We start from the raw sequence: 21,060 nt of genomic DNA, 5'->3' as shown, positions 1-21,060 counted from the left end.
ATACCCCCGCAGGAGCTTCGCCATGGCCTCGCCAGCCCTTTCACATTTTCTTCCCCGGTTCGGCGTTGCCGCAGCAGTGGCCGGTGTCCTCGGCCTGTCCGGTTGCCAGACCTGGAACGCCCAGGACAGCCTGCCGCCGACCTCCGGCGTGCAACCGCTCAAGGGCCTGGCGCAGAACGTTTCGGTGCGGCGCAATGCGATGGGCATGCCGCTGATCGAAAGCAACAGCTTCCATGACGCGCTGTTCAGTCTCGGTTACGTCCACGCCAGCGACCGCATCAACCAGATGGTCACCCTGCGCCTGTTGGCCCAGGGCCGGCTGGCGGAAATGTCCGGCGCGTCGATGCTCGATGCCGACCGCTACATGCGCGCGGTCAATCTGAAGAAGAGCGCCGGCGAGCTGTACAAGGCCTCGTCGCCACGGCTCAAACGCTTCTTCGAAGTGTATGCACGGGGCGTCAACGCCTACCTGTTCCGCTACGCCGACAAGTTGCCGGGCGACCTCGCCGCCAGCGGTTACAAGCCCGAATACTGGAAACCGGAAGATTCGGCGCTGATTTTTGCCCTGCTGAATTTCAGCCAGTCGGCCAACCTGCCGGAGGAAATCCAGTCGCTGGTGCTCGCGCAAACCGTGACCACTGACAAACTCGCCTGGCTGAGCCCGTCGGCGCCTGATGAAAACCTGCCAGTGGCTGAAGCCGACAAACTGCAAGGCCTCAAGCTCAACGGGCAGATTCCGGGGCTGACGGAACTGAGCAGCGCCAGCCAGCAACTGTCGGCGCTGAACCTGCTCGCCACGCCGACTGCGAACAATTGGGCGATTGCCCCGCAACGCAGCCGCAGCGGCAAAAGCCTGCTGGCCAGCGATGCGCACGGGCCGCTGGCCGCGCCGTCGCTGTGGAGTTTCGTGCAGATACGTGCGCCGAAATATCAGGCCGCCGGCGTCACGGTTGCCGGTCTGCCGATGGTGCTCGGCGGCTTCAACGGCAAAGTGGCGTGGAGCATGACCAGCGTGCTCGGCGACAATCAGGACCTGTTCCTCGAGAAAATCCGCCGTCAGGGCAGCAGCCTCACTTATGAAGTCAACGGCAAATGGCAGCCGTTGGGCGTGCGCAACGAGACCTACTTCGTCAAAGGCCAGCGGCCGATTCGCGAAGCCGTGTACGAAACCCGCCACGGCGCGCTGCTCAACAGTGCCCAGGCAGCGGCGCAAGGCAGCGGTTTCGGCCTCGCCTTGCAGACGCCAAGCTTCACTGACGACAAAACTCTGGATGCCTTCTTCGATCTGACCCGCGCGCAAAACGTCGAGCGCGCCTCGGACGCCAGCCGCGAAATCCGCGCCATTACCCTGAATCTGGTTTTTGCCGATGCAAGCAATATCGGCTGGCAAGTCACCGGGCGCTTCCCCAACCGTCGCGAAGGTGAAGGCCTGCTGCCCTCGCCGGGTTGGGACGGTCGCTACGACTGGGACGGTTACGCCGACCCGATGCTGCACCCCTACGATCAGGACCCGGCACAAGGCTGGCTCGGCACCGCCAACCAGCGCGTGATCCCCGACGGCTACGGCATGCAGCTGTCGAAATCCTGGGCGGCACCGGAGCGCGGCGAACGCCTGGCGGAAATGGCCGGCAGCGGCAAGCACGACAGCCGCAGCGTGATCGCCATGCAGTACGACCAGACCACCACCTTCGCCGCCAAGCTGAAAAAAGTCTTCGAAGCACCGGGAATGAAGCAACCGCTGAAACAGGCGATCGACGCCCTGCCGGACGCCGAACGCAGCAAGGCTCGTGAAGCCTTCACCCGTTTGATGGCCTTCGACGGCAAGCTCAGCCCGACCTCGGCGGATGCGGCGATCTACGAACTGTTTCTGCAGGAAAGCATGAAGCAGATCTTCCTCGATGAACTGGGTCCTGAGTCGAGCCCGGCGTGGAAGGCCTTTGTTGCCAGCGGCGATCTGTCCTACGCGGCGCAGGCCGATCATCTCTTGGGGCGTGAGGACAGTCCGTTCTGGGATGACCTGCGCACGCCGGAGAAGGAAGACAAAGCGGTGATTCTCGCCCGCAGTCTCGCTGCAGCGATTACAGCGGGCGACAGCCAGTTGGGCGGCGATCATCGCGCCTGGCAGTGGGGCAAATTGCACAGCTATGCGTGGAAAAACAGCAACGGTCAGACTGTACGCGGGCCGCTGGCGGCTGGAGGCGATCACACCACGCTGAACAGCTCGGCGTTTGCCTGGGGCCAGGACTTCGCCACCACGCGCGCGCCGTCGATGCGTTTTATCGTCGACTTCGGCCAGAGCGAGCCACTGATGGCGCAGAACGGTACGGGGCAGTCGGGCAATCCACTGAGTCCGAACTACCTGAACGGGATCGATGCGTGGCTCAAAGGTCAGTACATCGGCCTGCCGATGCAGCCGCAGAACTTTGATCGGGTGTATGGCAAGACCCGCTTGACCCTGACGCCCGGGAAATAGAGCAAAGATCAACAGCCCCTCACCCTAGCCCTCTCCCGGAGGGAGAGGGGACTGATTGGGGGATGCTTGGGTCTTGCGCCGACCTGAAAGAGAGATGGTGAATCCAACATTGGATCAGGCTCAAGGGTGTGCCGGATCCATATTCAACTCGGTCCCCCAGGTCGATGTACCTCACCAGACACCTCGGTCGGCCCCCTCTCCCTCTGGGAGAGGGCTGGGGTGAGGGTAGCGCTTTAAAGCCGATCGAACTTCCAGCCTCACGCCCGCCTCATAGCTAACAAGCCCCCCATTCCGGTCACGACATGGATCTTGTTATTGCCCGACCTGAAGGTCTCTACTGCCCCGCCGGTGATTTCTATATCGATCCGTGGCGGCCGGTCGAGCGTTCGGTGATCACCCATGCCCATGGCGATCACGCGCGCACCGGTAATCAGCACTACCTGTCGAGCAGCGCCAGCGCCGGGATTCTGCGCGCGCGTCTGGGTCAGGACATCCAGTTGCAAACACTCGACTACGGCCAGCGCCTGACCCACCACGGCGTGACCCTGAGCTTTCACCCCGCCGGGCATGTCCTCGGTTCAGCGCAAGTGCGCCTGGAATACGGCGGCGAAGTCTGGGTCGCATCGGGCGATTACAAGGTCGAGCCGGATGGCACCTGCAGCCCATTCGAACCGGTGCGCTGCCACACGTTCATCACCGAATCGACCTTCGGCCTGCCGATCTATCGTTGGCAGCCGCAGGCGCAGATCTTCGCCGAGATCAATCAGTGGTGGGCGGCCAATATCGCCGCCGGCAAGGCCAGCGTGCTGTTCTGCTACTCCTTCGGCAAGGCCCAACGCATCCTCCACGGCATCGACGAAACCCTCGGGCCGATCCTCAGCCACGGCGCGGTCGAACCGTTGAACCGGGTCTACCGCGATGCCGGCGTGTACCTGCCGCCGACGATCTATGCGGGCGACGTAAAAAAAAGCGACCCGATCATGCGCCAGGCGCTGGTCATTGCTCCGCCGTCAGCAGGCGGCAGTACTTGGATGCGTCGTTTTGGCGAGTTCAGCGATGCCTTTGCCAGCGGCTGGATGCGCCTGCGCGGGACCCGGCGGCGGCGCGGCGTCGATCGCGGCTTCGTCCTTTCCGATCACGCCGACTGGCCCGGCCTGCTGTGGGCGATCAACCAGACCGGCGCGGAACGGGTGATGGTCACCCACGGCTCGATCGGCGTGCTCGTGCGCCATCTGCGCGAACAGGGCCTCGATGCACAAGGCTTCACCACCGAATACGGCGATGACGAAGACGACAACATCGCCACCGAACCCACCGTTGCCGAGACTTCCCCATGAAAGCCTTCGCCGAGTTATATGCCGAACTCGACGCCACCACGTCGAGCAACGCCAAGCTGGCGGCGATGCAGGCGTACTTCGCGCAGGCCGCGCCGGAAGATGCCGCATGGGCGGTGTATTTCCTTTCCGGCGGGCGACCTCGGCAACTGGTACCGGTGCGCATCCTTCGTGAGCTGGCGGTTGCAGTTTCGGGACTGGAGCCATGGCTGTTCGAAGAAAGCTACCAAGCCGTCGGCGATCTGGCCGAGACCATTTCTCTGGTGCTGCCGGAAAATTCCCACAGCTCCGAGGCCGGTCTTGCCGAATGGATCGAAGACAAGCTGTTGCCACTTCGCGGTGAAACCCCGGAATATCTGGCGCGGCAACTGCCGATGTTGTGGGCGCAACTGGACCGGCCAAGCCTGATGCTGTGCATCAAGTTGATCACCGGCAGTTTCCGCGTTGGCGTGTCGAAGCTGCTGGTCACCCGCGCCCTCGCCTCAATGGCCGGGCTCGACAGCAAGCGCGTGGCACAGCGCCTGGTCGGTTACACCGATCTGTCGAACCGGCCCAACGCCGCCAGTTACCTGAAACTCATCGCCCCGGAGTCCGCCGACGAACACGCCCAGCGCGGCGGTCAGCCCTACCCGTTCTTTCTTGCCCACGCGTTGTCGCAACCGGTCGAGGAATTCGAAGCCCTGCTCGGCCCCGCCAGCGACTGGCAGGTGGAATGGAAGTGGGACGGTATCCGCGCGCAAGTGGTCAAGCGCGACGGCAAGCTGTGGGTGTGGTCGCGCGGCGAGGAACTGGTGACCGAGCGCTTCCCCGAATTCGATGTGCTCGTGCACGGCTTGCCCGACGGCACAGTGATCGACGGCGAAATCGTCGTGTGGAAGAGCACCCATCCGACTACTGAAGATGCCTTCGATCCGCATTCCGATGAGCCGCCGGCCGTGCAACCGTTCGCCCTGCTTCAACAACGGATCGGTCGCAAGACCCTCGACAAGAAGATTCTCGAAGAAGTGCCGGTGGTGGTGCTGGCCTACGACCTGCTGGAGTGGCAGGGCGAAGACTGGCGCAACCAGCCGCAGGTCAAGCGCCGTGCGCAACTCGAAGAGGTGATCGCGCGCTGCAACAGTCCGGTACTGCTGCCCTCCCCGGTATTGACCGGCGAAGACTGGTTCGATCTTGGCCGCCAGCGCGAAGCGTCACGCAAACTCGGCGTCGAAGGCATGATGCTCAAAGCGCGGGACTCGCTGTATGGCGTCGGCCGGACCAAGGACATGGGTGTGTGGTGGAAGTGGAAGGTCGACCCGTTCAGCGTCGACGCGGTACTGATTTATGCCCAGCGCGGACACGGTCGTCGCGCCAGTCTGTACAGCGATTACACCTTCGCCGTGTGGGACGGCCCGCCGGAATCCAGCCAACGCTCGCTGGTGCCTTTTGCCAAGGCCTATTCGGGGCTGACCGATGAAGAAATGCGTCAGGTCGACAGCATCGTGCGCAAGACTACGGTGGAAAAATTCGGTCCGGTCAGCAGCGTCAAGCCGAGCCTGGTGTTCGAACTCGGCTTCGAAGGCATCGCCCTGTCGCGCCGACACAAGAGCGGCATCGCCGTGCGCTTCCCGCGCATGCTGCGCTGGCGCAAGGACAAGACCGTCGAAGAAGCCGACAGCCTCGCTACCCTTCAGGATCTGTTGGCCTAACCCCTTTTCACTGATCGTTCCCACGCTCTGCGTGGGAATGCAGCACGGGACGCTCTGCGTCCCCCCAGAGCCAAACGCGGAGCGTCCGTTGATGCATTCCCACGCAGGAGCGTGGGAACGATCAGTCATCAGGGACAAATCCCTTGCCACAGATCGACCTGCTCTCAGCCACGCGCTTGAACCGAAACAGTGCATGCAAACAGCAATGCCCGTTTCCGGGCATTCAACTACCCTTGCCTGTCTCCACTCGACCTTTTAAAACACCTGTTCGGCACTCTGGTTCGGAAATTGCTACTTTCTATAGGTCGTAAGCGTTGCAGTAACAATAATTCTGCGCCACAAGCGCTCATATTGGTTCTTAGGGATTGAATAATGAAAAAAGCATTGCTGACCCTTTCTGCACTGGCGTTGTGCATGGCCGCCGGCTCCGCGCTGGCCAAGGAATACAAAGAGCTGCGCTTTGGCGTTGACCCTTCGTACGCACCGTTCGAGTCGAAAGCGGCCGATGGCAGCCTGGTCGGGTTCGATATCGATCTGGGCAACGCGATCTGCGCCGAACTGAAGGTCAAGTGCAAATGGGTTGAAAGCGATTTCGACGGCATGATTCCGGGCCTCAAGGCCAACAAATTCGACGGCGTGATCTCGTCGATGACCGTGACCCCGGCGCGCGAGAAGGTCATCGACTTCTCCAGCGAACTGTTTTCCGGCCCGACCGCTTACGTGTTCAAGAAAGGCTCCGGCCTGAGCGCAGACGTCGCGTCGCTCAAGGGCAAGACCGTTGGCTATGAGCAAGGCACCATTCAGGAAGCCTACGCCAAAGCCGTGCTGGACAAGGCCGGTGTGAAAACCCAGGCCTATCAGAACCAGGATCAGGTGTATTCCGACCTGACCTCCGGCCGCCTCGACGCAGCCATCCAGGACATGCTGCAGGCCGAACTGGGCTTCCTCAAGTCGCCGAAAGGCGAAGGTTACGAAGTCAGCCAGCCGGTCGACAGCGAATTGCTGCCGTCGAAAACCGCTATCGGTATCAAGAAAGGTAACACTGAGCTGAAAGCACTTTTGGATAAAGGTATCAAAGCGTTACACGACGACGGCAAATACGCCGAGATTCAAAAGAAACACTTTGGCGACCTGAATCTGTACAGCGGCAAATAATGCCCCGGCGCCCATCCTCGATGGGCGCCTTTTCCATCCGCTCAGGTTGCTGATTTATGTTTGAAACCCTCCTGCAAAATCTGGGGCTGGCCTCGTTCAGTCTGCAGGGCTTCGGCCCGTTGCTGCTGCAAGGCACCTGGATGACCATCAAATTATCGGCGATGTCGCTGCTGGTGGCCGTGTTGCTCGGCCTGCTCGGCGCCAGTGCCAAACTGTCGAAAGTCAAATTGGTGCGCCTGCCCGCGCAGCTCTACACCACGCTGATTCGCGGCGTGCCGGATCTGGTGCTGATGCTGTTGATCTTCTACAGCCTGCAAACCTGGCTGACGTCACTGACCGACTACATGGAATGGGAATACATCGAAATCGACCCGTTCAGCGCCGGCGTGCTGACGCTGGGCTTCATTTATGGCGCGTATTTCACCGAGACCTTCCGTGGCGCGATCCTCGCGGTGCCGCGTGGTCAGGTCGAAGCCGCCACCGCGTATGGCCTCAAACGTGGCCAGCGTTTTCGCTTCGTGGTGTTTCCGCAAATGATGCGTTTTGCCCTACCAGGCATCGGCAACAACTGGATGGTCATGCTCAAGGCCACCGCGCTGGTGTCGATCATCGGTCTGGCTGATCTGGTCAAGGCAGCGCAGGACGCCGGTAAAAGCACCTATCAACTGTTCTACTTTCTGGTCCTTGCCGCTTTGATCTATCTGCTGATCACCAGTGCTTCGAACTTCATCCTGCGCTGGCTCGAACGCCGCTACGCCGCCGGTGCCCGGGAGGCCGTACGATGATCGAACTTCTCCAGGAATATTGGCGCGCCTTCCTTTATACCGACGGCCAGAACATCACCGGGCTGGCGATGACGATGTGGCTGCTGACCGCCTCGATCTGCATCGGCTTCGTCGTCTCGATTCCGTTGTCGATTGCCCGCGTCTCGCCGCACTTCTACATTCGCTGGCCGGTGCAGTTCTACACCTACCTGTTCCGTGGCACGCCGCTGTATATCCAGTTGCTGATCTGCTACACCGGCATCTACAGCCTCGCCGCCGTGCGCGAACAGCCGATCCTCGACAGTTTCTTTCGCGACGCGATGAACTGCACGATCCTCGCTTTCGCCCTCAACACCTGCGCGTACACCACGGAAATTTTCGCCGGGGCGATTCGCAGCATGAACCATGGCGAAGTCGAAGCGGCCAAGGCTTATGGCCTGACCGGCTGGAAGCTGTACGCCTACGTGATCATGCCGTCGGCCTTGCGCCGTTCGTTGCCTTACTACAGCAACGAAGTGATCCTGATGCTGCACTCGACCACCGTGGCGTTCACCGCGACCATTCCCGATATTCTGAAAGTCGCGCGGGATGCCAACTCGGCGACCTTCCTGACCTTCCAGTCATTCGGCATCGCCGCGCTGATCTACCTGACCATTACTTTTGCGCTGGTCGGTCTGTTCCGCCTTGCCGAACGCCGCTGGCTGGCCTTCCTCGGGCCGACTCACTAGCACCGGTTTGAAAATAAAGAGATAACAATGCGCCACCAGATTCATGACTTGCTGGCCCCGCTGCCGGGGACCGCACGGCAGATTCACAGTTTCCACTTCGGCCCACAGCAGGCCAAGGGCAAGGTGTACATTCAGGCCTCGCTGCATGCCGACGAACTGCCGGGCATGCTGGTCGCCTGGCACCTGAAGCAGCGTCTGGCCGAGCTGGAAGCTGCCGGCCGCCTGCGCAGCGAAATCGTCCTCGTGCCGGTGGCCAACCCGGTCGGCCTCGAACAAGTGCTGATGGACGTGCCGCTGGGCCGTTACGACCTGGAGAGCGGGCAGAACTTCAATCGCTGGTTCGTCGACCTCAGCGAAGAAATCGGCAACGCCATCGAAGGCCAACTCAACGACGACGCGCAGCACAACCTCGAACTGATCCGTGCCAGCCTGCGCAGTGCCCTCGACCGTCAGAAGCCGACCACACAACTGCAATCCCAGCGTTTGACCCTGCAACGCCTGGCCTGCGATGCCGACATGGTGCTGGACTTGCACTGCGACTTCGAATCGGTAGTGCACCTGTACACCACGCCCGAAGCCTGGCCGCAGGTCGAGCCGCTGGCGCGCTATATCGAAGCCCAGGCCAGTCTGCTCGCTACCGATTCCGGCGGGCAGTCGTTCGACGAATGCTTCACCCTGCTCTGGTGGCAACTGCGCGAGCGCTTCGGTGAGCAGTTCGAGATTCCGCTGGGCAGCTTCTCGGTGACCGTCGAATTGCGCGGTCAGGGCGACGTCAATCACCCGCTGGCCAGCCGCGATTGTCAGGCGCTGATCGATTATCTGATCCAGTTCGATGCCATCGTCGGCGAGACCAAGCCGCAACCGCCGCTGCCGTACCCGGCCACGCCGCTGGCCGGGGTCGAACCGGTGACCACGCCAGTCGGCGGCCTGCTGGTGTACTGCGCGACACCCGGCCAATACCTGGAAGCCGGCCAGCAGATCGCCGAAATCATCGACCCGGTCCACGACAAGGTCACCCCCATTCATTGCACCGCCGCCGGCCTGCTGTATGCGCGCTCGCTGCGGCGCATGGCCACTGCCGGCATGGTCATCGCCCACGTCGCGGGCGCCGAAGCCTATCGCAGCGGCTACCTACTTTCGCCTTGAGGATGCTCGTCCATGTACAAACTGACCGTTGAAGGCCTGCACAAAAGCTATGGCGATCATCAGGTGCTCAAAGGCGTTTCGCTCAAGGCCAAAACCGGCGACGTGATCAGCCTGATCGGCGCCAGCGGCTCGGGCAAAAGCACCTTTTTGCGCTGCATCAATTTCCTCGAGCAACCCAATGACGGCGCCATGAGCCTCGATGGCCAGGCGATCCGCATGGTCACCGACCGGCACGGCATGCACGTTGCCGACGCCGATGAACTGCAACGCCTGCGCACGCGGCTGGCGATGGTGTTCCAGCATTTCAACCTGTGGAGCCACATGACCGTGCTGGAAAACATCACCATGGCCCCGCGCCGGGTGCTCGGTTGCAGCAAACAGGAAGCCGAGGATCGCGCCCGACGTTATCTGGACAAAGTCGGCTTGCCAGCGCGGGTCGCCGATCAATACCCGGCGTTCCTGTCCGGCGGCCAGCAACAACGCGTGGCGATCGCCCGGGCACTGGCGATGGAACCGGAAGTGATGCTGTTCGACGAACCGACCTCGGCACTCGACCCGGAACTGGTCGGCGAAGTGCTGAAAGTGATTCAGGGTCTGGCCGAAGAAGGTCGGACGATGATCATGGTCACCCATGAAATGAGTTTTGCGCGCAAGGTGTCGAATCAGGTGCTGTTTCTGCATCAGGGTCTGGTGGAAGAAGAAGGCGCGCCGGAAGACGTGCTGGGCAATCCCAAAAGCGAACGGCTGAAGCAGTTCCTCAGCGGCAACCTGAAATAATGCCGTACACAATTCCCCTGTAGGAGCTGCCGAAGGCTGCGATCTTTTGACTCTGCCTCAAAGATCAAAAGATCGCAGCCTCGTTTCACTCGTCAGCTCCTACAAGGGAATCGCGTTGTTTTAAACCTTTGGTCTGTTGCTGTGGTCTCTGAAACAACACCTCCAGAGCGCACGCAGCCGGCATGGCGAAATCCCCCGACTTTGCAAAAACCTGGTTCAGCGCCCGCGACTGGAAGCCGTTCGCCTTTCAGAAACAGGTGTGGGCGGCGGTGAAAAAAGGCGAGTCCGGCTTGCTCCACGCCAGCACCGGCGCCGGCAAAACTTATGCGGTATGGTTTGCTGCGCTCAACCGCTTCGCCCGCTTGCAACCGCCCGTGGCCACGCCGCGCAAACGTAAACCGCCGGCCGAGCCGTTGACGGTGCTGTGGATCACGCCGATGCGCGCCCTCGCCGCCGATACCGCCCGCGCTTTGCAAAGCCCGGTCGATGAATTGCAGATTCCGTGGAGCATCGGCCTGCGCACCGGCGACACCAGCAGCAGCGAACGCGCTCGTCAGGGCCGGCGCTTGCCGACGACGCTGATTACCACCCCGGAAAGCCTGACTCTACTACTGGCCCGCGCCGATGCGCGCACGGCGTTGTCGACCCTGCGCATGATCGTCGTCGATGAATGGCACGAGTTGCTCGGCAACAAACGCGGCGTGCAACTGCAACTGGCCCTCGCTCGCCTGCGGCATTGGCAGCCGGAACTGATCGTTTGGGGCGTGTCCGCCACCCTCGGTAATCAATCCCACGCCGAGCAAGTGCTGATCCCACAGGGCGGCGGCGTCAGTGTTCAGGGCAAAAGCGAAAAAACCCTGCAAGTCGACACCCTGCTGCCACCGGCCATCGAGCGTTTTCCCTGGGCCGGCCACATTGGTCTGAAGATGCTGCCGCAGGTGGTGGCCGAACTCGACGTCTGCGCCAGCAGCCTGGTGTTCACCAACACCCGCGCACAATCGGAGATCTGGTATCAGGCGCTGCTGGAAGCGCGGCCGGACTGGGCCGGGTTGATCGCGCTGCATCACAGCTCACTGTCGCGCGATACCCGCGACTGGGTCGAGCAGGCATTGAAGAATGGCCAATTGAAAGCGGTGGTCTGCACCTCAAGCCTGGACTTGGGAGTGGATTTCCTCCCGGTCGAGCGCGTACTGCAAATCGGCTCGGCGAAAGGCGTCGCACGTTTGATGCAACGTGCCGGGCGTTCCGGTCACGCACCGGGGCGCACCTCGCGCGTGACGCTGGTGCCGACCCACAGTCTTGAACTGATCGAAGCGGTTGCCGCACGCGACGCCGTCGAACAGCGGCGCATCGAGCCGCGTCTTTCACCGCACAAGCCGCTGGATGTGCTGGTCCAGCATTTGGTCAGCATGGCCCTTGGCGGTGGCTTTATTCCTGAAGACTTGTACGAAGAAGTCCGTGGTGCCTGGGCTTATCGTGACCTGACAGCGGCAGACTGGGCCTGGGCGCTGGCGTTCGTACGCCATGGCGGGATGTCTCTTACAGCGTATCCGGATTACCGCCGGGTCGAGCCGGACGAACACGGCGTCTGGCGTGTGCCGGATGCGCGTCTGGCGCGGCGCCATCGCATGAGCATCGGCACCATCGTCAGCGACGCGAGCATCAACCTGAAATTCTGGAGCAAGGGCGGCGGCGGCAAACAACTGGGCAGCGTCGAGGAAGGCTTTATCGCGCGACTGAAACCCGGCGATGGTTTCCTCTTCGCCGGCCGCTTGCTGGAACTGGTGCGGGTGGAAAACATGACCGCCTACGTCAAACGCAGCACCGCAAAAAAAGCCGCCGTGCCGCGCTGGAATGGCGGGCGCATGCCGTTATCCAACGAACTGGCCGAAGCAGTGGTGACGCGCTTCAGCGCCGCTGCTCAAGGTCAGTTCAACGGCCCGGAAATGCACGCGCTGCGGCCGCTGCTGGAGACGCAGATACGCTGGTCCGGCTTGCCCACCACGGAAAATCTGCTGGCCGAGGTACTGAAATCCCGCGAAGGCTGGCATCTTTTCCTCTATCCGTTCGCCGGGCGCCAAGTGCATCTGGGACTGGCGAGCCTGCTGGCGTGGCGCGTCAGTCAGCGGCAACCGGTGACCTTCTCGATTGCCGTGAATGACTACGGCCTGGAACTGCTCAGCGCCACGCCGGTTGATTGGGCCGCGCATCTCGACGCTCACCTGTTCAACGCCGATGACCTGTTGCTGGATGTGCTGGCCAGTCTCAATGCCGGTGAACTGGCGTTGCGCCGCTTCCGCGAAATCGCGCGGATCGCCGGGCTGGTCTTCGCCGGGTATCCGGGCGCACCAAAGAGTACCCGCCAGGTGCAGGCGTCGAGTGGCTTGTTTTTCCAGGTGTTCAAACAATACGACGCCGACAACCTGCTGCTGGCCCAAGCTGGGGAAGAAGTCCTACGCGAGGAACTGGATATTCGTCGTCTGGAACAGACATTGGAGCGGATCAATCAGATGAAACTCGACGTGCATCAGGTTAAACGTCCTACACCACTGGGCTTTCCGCTGCTGGTGGAGCGGATGCGCGAGAGCATGAGTTCGGAAAAACTGGCAGACAGGATCAGAAGAATGGTCGGTGACCTGGAAAAAACCGCTGATAACGGAAAATCGTCGTGAGTGCGTACCCGGTGCGTTTGGCCGGTGAGGAGTTGTGGTTGCTGCCGGAGAAAGCGCTGTACTGGCCAGCGCAGGAAGCATTGCTGATCGCCGATGTGCATTTCGGTAAGGCGGCGGCCTATCGCAGCCTCGGCCAGCCGGTGCCGCATGGCACGACGGCGAGCAACATCGAGGTGATCGACGCGTTGCTGGCACGGCTGCCGTGTCGCCAGTTGATTTTTCTCGGGGATTTCCTGCATGGGCCTGGCTCACATGTCCCGACCACACTCAATGCGCTGGCAGAGTGGCGAGCGCGCCACGCTGACCTGCCGATGACGCTGATTCGCGGCAACCACGACAAACGCGCGGGCGACCCACCGGCATCGCTGAATATCCGCGTGGTGCCAGAACCGCTGTTACTCGGGCCGTTTGCCTTGCAGCATGAGCCCGATGCGCATCCCGAACGGCACGTGCTCGCCGGCCACGTGCACCCGGTTTATCGGCTGCATGGCAAAGGTCGGCAGAGTCTGCGCCTGGCTTGTTTCAGACTCGGTGAGCGCATCAGCCTGATGCCGGCATTCGGTGCGTTTACCGGCGGCTATCAGGTCGAGCGCGACGACAGTTGCAAGGTCTTCGTGATCGGCGACAACGAAATATGGCCCGTCAGCTAGATCGCAAACCGATCAGGCTGACGGGCCATATTCATGACAGTCGGTCAGGCAACAGGCGCCGGAGGCGGTTCGTCCGGCAGCGTCGGTTCGCCTGGTTCGGTCGGTTGTTCGTTGGGAGTATCGGGATCGGGCTGGCCGGGTACGCCGCCGGACAGGCTCAAAGACGGATTCGCCAGTAACGACCAGGCCAGAACGCCTATCTGATTGGGCTCAAGCCTTGCCAGTTCAGCGCTGATTTGCGGGTCGATCTTCATAGGGCACTCCTCAGTGAAGGCCCGAATTTGTGTGTAACAAAAACGGGCAGTACACCCCATAGAGTGTCTGCCCGCCAAAGAATTCCCGACATCCGTCGGATGGTCGATCAGGTACGCGGCAAGGTTACGCCACGCTGGCCCTGATATTTGCCGCCACGATCCTTGTAGGAAACTTCACATTCTTCATCGGATTCGAGGAAGAGCATCTGCGCCACGCCTTCGTTGGCGTAGATTTTCGCCGGCAGGTTGGTGGTGTTCGAGAACTCCAGCGTCACATGACCTTCCCACTCAGGCTCGAGCGGAGTGACGTTGACGATGATGCCGCAGCGGGCGTAGGTGCTTTTACCCAGGCAGATCGTCAGCACGTTGCGTGGAATGCGGAAGTATTCGACGGTGCTGGCCAGGGCGAAGGAGTTCGGCGGAATGATGCAGACATCGCTGTGGATGTCGACGAAGCTGCCGGCGTCGAAGTTCTTCGGGTCGACAATGGCCGAGTTGATGTTGGTGAACACCTTGAAGTGGTTGGTGCAACGCACGTCGTAGCCGTAGCTCGACACGCCGTAGGAAATCACCCGGCTGTCGTCGCTGCCGCGCATCTGGCGCTCGACGAACGGTTCGATCATGCCGTGTTCCTGCGCCATGCGGCGAATCCACTTGTCCGATTTGATGCTCATGGCGGGTTTGTCCTGAATAGCGAGGTGGAAAAATTCTGTCCGGCATCTTACCGGGCGCGTCGCCGCGATCAAAGTGCGCAACGCAATTCTCGGCGAACACCCCGTATTTACGCGATGTGGCGACGAACCGTCGCACCGCCGATCCCTAAAACACAGAATCCTTTGCAAGAAACATTGGCACGTTCCGGAAAAAGGGTTAAGGTGGCGTCACTGTGTTGCTTGTGTCACTGAGAATCTCTACACGATATGTTGAATTTCGATCCAACCATCTACAAGAATTTTTCCTGCTCTTTGCACTCAGTCTCGGCCAGGGTTCTTCCTGAGTCGCAGTTATCTTTGTTCAAGGAGTTACACCATGTCTAATCGCCAAACCGGTACCGTTAAGTGGTTCAACGATGAAAAAGGCTTCGGCTTCATCACTCCACAATCCGGTGACGACCTGTTCGTTCACTTCAAAGCTATCCAATCCGACGGCTTCAAAAGCCTGAAAGAAGGCCAACAGGTTTCTTTCATCGCTACCCGCGGTCAGAAAGGCATGCAAGCTGAAGAAGTACAAGTTATCTAACTTGTAGCTTCTTTAGAAAAGAGCCCCGCCCTTAAAAGCGGGGCTTTTTTGTGTCTGTATATTTTGTTTGCCCCTCTTTTTGCCTCCGCTCTATATGATCCGCGCCCTGGGAATCACATGGAAGAAGCAGGATGCAATTCATCTCTTGGAACACATTCAACGCGTTGCTGTTGGCGTTCGCCCCCCCTCTGAATGCAGAGACCAAATCTGATCATCCGACGGTGATTCTCGGCATGAACCCTCGTGCGACATATCTGGCGAAAGGACCAGAAGTCAATGGCCACTCTTCGATGCAACTCAGAGGCGCAGCGCTCCTGACGCTCTCGACTCCTCACGCTTGCGGGAGCAACGAGGTCTATTTGACGCCAGAATCATTGGGCATTCCGAACGAATCATTTCGACGAGCGCTCGGCGAAGTCCAAGACTTGATCGACCAAAAAATCCCCCTGATTCTGACGCTCTCCGCTTGCGAGCGAAAACGCGCCTTCTTCGAAAAGGTACGCCCCTGCACTCCTGAGGAGTGCGCAGACCTGACGAACCCTCTGGCAGACGACAAGCTTTATCTGGACGAGCACCTCAAGCCGATCGGCGAAGGCCTGGCGTTGTACTACCTGAAAATGCCAATGTCCTATGACGAAGAAAAACAGGCGTGGCAAGCACAAATTTTTTACTGGGACACGCGAAGTCTACGCAGCGAGCATTACGTCGACAGAGAAGACTTCGCTTCAGCGAAACCCGTTCTGACATACAAAGCTTACTATCGAAACGGAAAACCCCGCCGGACCTACCAGAATGATGCTAACGGCCTGCGTCAGGGCGAGGCGCTGACATATTCCGAACAAGGGGTCGTCATCAAGCGTGAAAACTACCTCAACAACCATCTCGAGGGTTGGCAATTTATCTATCACGAAAATGGCAAAATCGCTGAGTCCTACAATTGGCATCTGGGCAAGCATGTAGATGGCGAGTATTTGGAATATGACGAGGACGGGACGCTGATCGGGCGCAGCAGTTATCGAAATGACGTTCTCCACGGCCCTGCCCTTGGATACCACTCGAATGGACAGATCAGGTACGAAACCGTTTTCATCAACGGCAAATCCCAAGGGCCAAATAATCATTATTTTGATAATGGAGCCGTTGAGACCTCCCGCACCAATGTCGACGGCAAGCCAGATGGCTGGCTAACCACTTACTTCATCGACGGGACAGTCAAAGAGAAACAGTTTTACAGGGACGGTGTGCAACGAAGCTATGAGCAATGGAATGAGCAAGGCAGGCAAACCTTGCAGTGGCAGTGGGATGAAAAACATCGCCAACAGGGCGACTTCAAACAGTGGTACGCGACCGGCCAGCTTAAAGAACATCGAAAATACAAAGACGGCAACCTTCACGGATCATCCACGACATGGCACGAAAACGGTGAGATGGCTTCATTTACCGATTATATCGATGGTGCCGAGCATGGACCGATGCGCTTCTTCAGGAAAGACGGCAGCCTGAGCTACCAATGCCAATACCAGATGGGCGTCAGGCAGGGAGAATGTGTTTCGATTCCCGTCAGCAAGACCAAAGCAGAAAGCTGACAATGAAAAGCCCCGCAATCACGGGGCTTTCTCCTTTCTAGCGCAGGTGCTTACCAGGCCACACCAAACCCTGCGGTATATCGGGTCTTGTTCAGATCCGCATCGTTGGTGCCACTGATGATGTCGCGCTCGGCCTTGAGGTTGAGCGACGCCCAGTCGGTGACCTTGTAGCGCAAGCCCAGCTCGGCATCCAGTGCGTAATCGGCAACGCCCGACAGCGGCTTGCCGACTTCGCCATTGGTGAAGAACTCGACCTTCTTGCCGATCAGGTAGCGGTTGTAGTCCCACTTCATCGCGACGGAATAGAAGTTGTCCTTGCTGCCATCGCGGTATTCATAGTCAGTGCGGTTGAGCAACGAACCCAGCGAGAACGCGCCAAGTTCGTCGTCCCAGAACTGGTAGCCCGGACCGGTACCGACCACGCGCTGACGCGCCAGCTCTTCGATGTGATCACGCTTGTAGTTGATGCGCCCCTGCCAGAACCACTGATCGGTGAGGAAGCGGTCGAGGGAGTATTCGGCGCGCCAGTTGTTGGTGGTGGTTTCCGCATCCTGGACTTCGCGGTTGTACTCACCCTCGCCGGTATGGCGCCAGCGGCCATGGCGAGCCGAAGTCTTGAAGGCAACGTCGTAATCGTCGGTGTCCTTTTCGGCGCGCTGATAGTCCAGCGCCAGATCGACGTTGCCCTTCCACACCAGGTCAGTGACGATCGGTTTGGGTTTGAGGATCTGCTGAATGCTCGCCAGCTCGACCGTCTTCGGCGCCTCGCCGTTGGCCAGGGTGACCTTGCCATCGTCGGCCGCGGTGAGCGACTTCGACACTTCGCCGGCATAGGCGTCCTGCTTCACCAGCAGGTGCTGATCGCTGTCGAGGGTCTTGACCTCTTTCCAGTCAATCGCCACTGCGCCGGCGTATTTGGTCTGGATCAACAGCTTGCCGCCATCGAATACCGTGATAGTGCCACTCAGCTTGTCGCCGTTTTTCAACCAGACGGTGTCGGCAAGCAGGGGCGTGGACGCGCTGAAAACAGCAAGGCACAACAGGGTTCTGGGGAACATAAGCAGATCGGGGGCTCAGAGTTGGCGAAAAAGGTCGGCATTATCCGTAGGATTTTGCCCATGACAAGGACTGACCGGACTATTTCAATTGAGTTCATTTCTCAACTGCACCACGAGCGATTACCTTTGTCGCCATCATCACGCCAATGCTCAGGAGCCGCGTACGTGAAAGACCCGCTCGACAGCGTCGAAAACGATGCGCAAATCCGACGCACGGCACTCTACTCGACGCTCGCGCAAGTGCCCGAAGGCAAAGTCGTCAGTTATGGCCAGTTGGCCGAACTCGCCGGGCTGGGCCGCGCCGCGCGCTGGGTCGGGCGGACTTTGAGCCAGTTGCCTGGCGACACCAAGCTGCCCTGGCACCGCGTACTCGGCGCCGGCGGGCGCATCAGTCTGCCGGTCGGCAGCCCCTCCGGTGATGAACAACGTGCGCGATTGCGCATGGAAGGCATCACCGTCCAGAACAATCGTGTGGATATTCGGCGCCATGGCTGGCGTCCGGTAGAGCACAGCGGTTAGAGTGCGCGCTTTGTTTTCGCAATTTTGAGGCAGACTTCAGCCCATGCCCCGTAAAACCTGGCGCGCCGCGCTCGCCGCCTATGCCAGTCCTTCGACGCTCGTGCTGTTGTTGCTCGGTTTTGCCGCCGGCCTGCCGTACATGCTGGTGTTCTCGACGCTCTCCGTATGGCTGCGTGAAGCGGGCGTGGCCCGTGAAACCATCGGCTATGCAAGCCTGATCGGCCTGGCGTATGCGTTCAAATGGGTATGGTCGCCCCTGCTCGACCAATGGCGCCTGCCCTTGCTGGGCAAACTCGGCCGTCGCCGCTCCTGGCTGGTGCTCTCCCAGGCACTGGTGATTCTCGGCCTGATCGGCATGGGTTTCTGTGATCCGCAGAAGCATTTGTCCTGGCTGATCGCCATTGCCGTCGTCGTCGCCTTCGCCTCGGCCACGCAAGATATCGCGGTCGACGCCTATCGCCTGGAAATCGCCGATGACAGCCGCCAGGCCGCGCTCGCCGCCAGCTATATGTCCGGCTACCGCGTTGCCGCCCTGCTCGCCACCGCCGGCGCGCTGTTCTTCGCCGAAGGTTTCGGCTCCACCGGCTTCAACTATAAGCACGCGGCGTGGACCGGCACCTATGTACTGTTTGGCGCATTGATGGTGCCCGCACTGCTGACTGCGCTGTTCATGCGCGAACCACCGGTGCCGCTGCGCACGCAGTTGCAGGCCGGGCGCTACACGTTCATGCATCAACTGATGTCGGTGTTCGTGCTGATCGTTTTGCTGGTTTCCGTGCCGGCGATGTTCACCCAGCTGTACAACACCGATTTCGCCGGCGTGCTGTTTGGTGACATGAGCCCGCTCGATTTGCTCCTCGAAGATCGCGCCTTTCTGCGCGCCATCCTCTACATATTGCTTACCGGCATGTGCCTGTCGGCCATGGGCCGGCGCGGACTGGCGCCGGTACTCACGCCGATCAATGACTTCATTCTGCGTTATCGCTGGCAGGCGCTGTTGCTGCTGGGCCTGATCGCCACTTACCGGATGTCCGACACGGTAATGGGCGTGATGGCCAACGTGTTCTACATCGATCAGGGTTTCACCAAGGATCAGATCGCCAGTGTCAGCAAGATTTTCGGCCTGATCATGACCCTCGTCGGTGCCGGCATGGGTGGCCTGTTGATCGTGCGTTTCGGCATTCTGCCGATCCTGTTTATCGGTGGCGTGTCTTCGGCAGCGACCAACCTGCTGTTCGTCATGCTCGCGGACATGGGCCCGAACCTGCAGATGCTGGTGGTGACCATTTCCCTCGACAACTTCAGTTCGGGCCTGGCGACGTCGGCGTTCGTCGCTTACCTGTCGAGCCTGACCAACCTGAAGTTCTCGGCCACGCAATATGCCCTGCTCAGCTCGATCATGTTGCTGCTGCCGCGCCTGATGGGCGGCTATTCCGGCGTGCTGGTCGAGAAGTTCGGCTATCACAGCTTCTTCCTCATCACCGCCCTGCTCGGCGTGCCGACGCTGCTACTGATCGCGCTGCACTGGTTCCAGGAGCGCCGCCGCGAAGGACAAACACCGACGCCCGAGCCTGCACCGACGCCCGTCACCGAAGAATCGTAGGACGCTTCGCCAATGGCGGGAGGAATCCCGCCGCTGGCGCCTTCCGCCGGCCACACTTCTGTACGTCAGCAAAACTCGCCGGTACACTGCTCCGTCATTTCCAGTCATAGCAACCGACAACGGCCAACCATGCGCACCAGTCAATTTTTGCTCGCCACACAGAAAGAAACGCCTTCCGACGCGGTCGTGATCAGCCACCAGCTGATGCTGCGCGCCGGCATGATCCGCAAGCTTGCCTCGGGCCTGTACACCTGGCTGCCGATGGGCCTGCGAGTCATGCGCAAGGTCGAAGCCATCGTTCGCGAAGAGATGAACGCTGCCGGTTCTCTGGAAGTGTTGATGCCGAACACCCAACCGGCCGAGCTGTGGCAGGAATCGGGGCGCTGGGAAGAATACGGCCCTGAGCTGCTGCGCATCAAAGACCGCCACGGTCGTGATTTCTGCGCGGGCCCGACCCACGAAGAAGTGATCACCGATCTGATGCGCAACGAGTTGAGCAGCTACAAACAGCTGCCAATCAACCTGTACCAGATCCAGACCAAATTCCGCGACGAAATCCGCCCACGCTTCGGTTTGATGCGCGGCCGCGAATTCATCATGAAGGACGCCTACTCCTTCCACGCCGATCAGGCGTCGCTGCAGATCACTTATGACCGCATGCATGAAGCCTACTGCAACATCTTCACGCGTCTGGGTCTGAAATTCCGTCCGGTAGAAGCCGACAACGGCTCCATCGGCGGCGCCGGTTCCCACGAATTCCACGTGCTGGCCGAGTCCGGCGAAGACGATATCGTCTTCAGCAACGGCTCCGACTACGCGGCGAACATCGAAAAAGCCGAAGCGGTGCCACGGGAAACCTCGCGCCCTGCGCCAACCGAAGAACTGCGCTTGGTCGATACGCCAGACACCAAGACCATCGCGGCGCTGGTGGAAAAATTCAATCTGCCGATTGAAAAGACCATCAAGACCCTGATCGTGCACGCCGAAGAAGAAGGCAAGCTGATCGCGCTGGTGATTCGTGGCGACCACGAACTGAACGAAATCAAGGCTGCCAACCAGCCTGGCGTGGCCAGCCCGCTGGTGATGGCCTCCGATGCCGAACTGCGTGACGCGATTGGCGCCGGCGCCGGTTCGCTCGGCCCGCTGAACCTGCCGTTGCCGATCATCATCGACCGCTCGGTCGCGATGATGAGCGACTTCGGTATTGGCGCGAACATCGACGACAAGCACTACTTCGGCGTGAACTGGGAGCGCGATCTGCCGGTTCCGACCGTTGCCGACCTGCGCAACGTCGTCGCTGGCGACCCAAGCCCGGACGGCAAAGGCACGCTGGAAATCAAGCGCGGCATCGAAGTCGGCCACATCTTCCAGCTGGGCAACAAGTACAGCAAGGCGATGAAGTGCGAAGTGCTGG

The 21,060-nt window shown here is 60.3% G+C and carries 18 protein-coding genes; 15 read left to right on the top strand and 3 right to left on the bottom strand.

Translation table 11 applies throughout. From position 1 onward, the window contains the following. Positions 1 to 22 precede the first annotated feature (22 nt). From D8U60_RS23135 to pdeM, 10 genes are all read left to right on the top strand, one after another. Positions 23 to 2,473 (top strand): penicillin acylase family protein, encoded by a 2,451-nt coding sequence (locus tag D8U60_RS23135; protein ID WP_130901022.1) that lies wholly within the window; start codon positions 23 to 25, stop codon positions 2,471 to 2,473. Positions 2,474 to 2,775: 302 nt separating this feature from the next. Next, a complete protein-coding gene (locus D8U60_RS23130; RefSeq protein WP_110600056.1) occupies positions 2,776 to 3,810 on the top strand; it encodes a ligase-associated DNA damage response exonuclease in 1,035 nt (344 codons plus the stop codon). Beyond that, positions 3,807 to 5,495 (top strand): ATP-dependent DNA ligase, encoded by a 1,689-nt coding sequence (locus D8U60_RS23125; RefSeq protein ID WP_130901021.1) that lies wholly within the window; start codon positions 3,807 to 3,809, stop codon positions 5,493 to 5,495. Before D8U60_RS23130 ends, D8U60_RS23125 begins: the two co-directional genes overlap by 4 nt. A gap of 372 nt (positions 5,496 to 5,867) precedes the next feature. Beyond that, a complete protein-coding gene (locus D8U60_RS23120; protein ID WP_024011901.1) occupies positions 5,868 to 6,650 on the top strand; it encodes a transporter substrate-binding domain-containing protein in 783 nt (260 codons plus the stop codon). 56 nt (positions 6,651 to 6,706) lie between these two features. Then, on the top strand, positions 6,707 to 7,435 hold the full coding sequence (locus tag D8U60_RS23115) for an ABC transporter permease (RefSeq protein ID WP_016771383.1): 729 nt from the start codon (positions 6,707 to 6,709) through the stop codon (positions 7,433 to 7,435). Further along, entirely contained in the window at positions 7,432 to 8,142 is a 711-nt protein-coding gene (locus D8U60_RS23110) for an ABC transporter permease (RefSeq protein WP_016771384.1), read from the top strand. The genes D8U60_RS23115 and D8U60_RS23110 overlap by 4 nt, the downstream gene beginning before the upstream one ends. A 27-nt stretch (positions 8,143 to 8,169) precedes the next feature. Further along, the gene (locus D8U60_RS23105) at positions 8,170 to 9,288 is read left to right on the top strand and encodes a succinylglutamate desuccinylase/aspartoacylase family protein (RefSeq protein ID WP_130901020.1); all 1,119 of its coding nucleotides are present in this window, start codon (positions 8,170 to 8,172) and stop codon (positions 9,286 to 9,288) included. Positions 9,289 to 9,300: 12 nt separating this feature from the next. Next, positions 9,301 to 10,065 carry an ATP-binding cassette domain-containing protein gene (locus D8U60_RS23100; protein WP_041478066.1) on the top strand — a complete coding sequence of 255 codons (765 nt, stop codon included), beginning with the start codon at positions 9,301 to 9,303 and terminating at the stop codon, positions 10,063 to 10,065. Positions 10,066 to 10,247: 182 nt separating this feature from the next. Further along, the gene (locus D8U60_RS23095) at positions 10,248 to 12,737 is read left to right on the top strand and encodes a ligase-associated DNA damage response DEXH box helicase (protein ID WP_130901019.1); all 2,490 of its coding nucleotides are present in this window, start codon (positions 10,248 to 10,250) and stop codon (positions 12,735 to 12,737) included. Further along, entirely contained in the window at positions 12,728 to 13,387 is a 660-nt protein-coding gene (gene pdeM, locus D8U60_RS23090; protein ID WP_038860576.1) for a ligase-associated DNA damage response endonuclease PdeM, read from the top strand. The genes D8U60_RS23095 and pdeM overlap by 10 nt, the downstream gene beginning before the upstream one ends. Positions 13,388 to 13,431: 44 nt before the next feature. On the opposite strand, the gene D8U60_RS23085 is transcribed toward pdeM, so the two are convergent. Together D8U60_RS23085 and dcd are read right to left on the bottom strand one after the other, a co-directional pair. Beyond that, on the bottom strand, positions 13,432 to 13,641 hold the full coding sequence (locus D8U60_RS23085; protein ID WP_024011897.1) for a hypothetical protein: 210 nt from the start codon (positions 13,639 to 13,641) through the stop codon (positions 13,432 to 13,434). 107 nt (positions 13,642 to 13,748) lie between these two features. Then, on the bottom strand, positions 13,749 to 14,315 hold the full coding sequence (gene dcd / locus D8U60_RS23080) for a dCTP deaminase (RefSeq protein WP_007940589.1): 567 nt from the start codon (positions 14,313 to 14,315) through the stop codon (positions 13,749 to 13,751). Between the two features lie 355 nt (positions 14,316 to 14,670). Between dcd and D8U60_RS23075 the strand changes: the two genes are divergently transcribed. Beyond that, complete coding sequence (locus tag D8U60_RS23075) at positions 14,671 to 14,880, top strand: cold-shock protein (protein WP_002554837.1); 210 nt, start codon at positions 14,671 to 14,673, stop codon at positions 14,878 to 14,880. A 131-nt stretch (positions 14,881 to 15,011) separates the two neighbouring features. Next, entirely contained in the window at positions 15,012 to 16,466 is a 1,455-nt protein-coding gene (locus tag D8U60_RS23070) for a toxin-antitoxin system YwqK family antitoxin (protein WP_241663571.1), read from the top strand. Between the two features lie 50 nt (positions 16,467 to 16,516). On the opposite strand, the gene D8U60_RS23065 is transcribed toward D8U60_RS23070, so the two are convergent. After that, the gene (locus tag D8U60_RS23065; RefSeq protein WP_024011896.1) at positions 16,517 to 17,524 is read right to left on the bottom strand and encodes a DUF481 domain-containing protein; all 1,008 of its coding nucleotides are present in this window, start codon (positions 17,522 to 17,524) and stop codon (positions 16,517 to 16,519) included. Positions 17,525 to 17,689: 165 nt separating this feature from the next. Here D8U60_RS23065 and D8U60_RS23060 point away from each other — a divergent pair, with 165 nt between their 5' ends. From D8U60_RS23060 to D8U60_RS23050, 3 genes are all read left to right on the top strand, one after another. Next, entirely contained in the window at positions 17,690 to 18,043 is a 354-nt protein-coding gene (locus D8U60_RS23060; protein WP_016771391.1) for an MGMT family protein, read from the top strand. Positions 18,044 to 18,086: 43 nt separating this feature from the next. Beyond that, positions 18,087 to 19,646, top strand: coding sequence for an AmpG family muropeptide MFS transporter (locus D8U60_RS23055; protein WP_130901018.1), 1,560 nt, complete (start codon positions 18,087 to 18,089; stop codon positions 19,644 to 19,646). Positions 19,647 to 19,775: 129 nt separating this feature from the next. Then, the coding region (locus D8U60_RS23050; protein ID WP_130901017.1) for a proline--tRNA ligase at positions 19,776 to 21,060 on the top strand (1,285 nt) is incomplete at its 3' end.

It is taken from the genome of Pseudomonas sp. Sample_11, from assembly GCF_004307505.1.
GTDB classification, from domain to species: domain Bacteria; phylum Pseudomonadota; class Gammaproteobacteria; order Pseudomonadales; family Pseudomonadaceae; genus Aquipseudomonas; species Aquipseudomonas atacamensis.
Note: the sequence above shows the minus strand (reverse complement) of the source record. Positions and strands in the feature narration are given on the sequence as shown.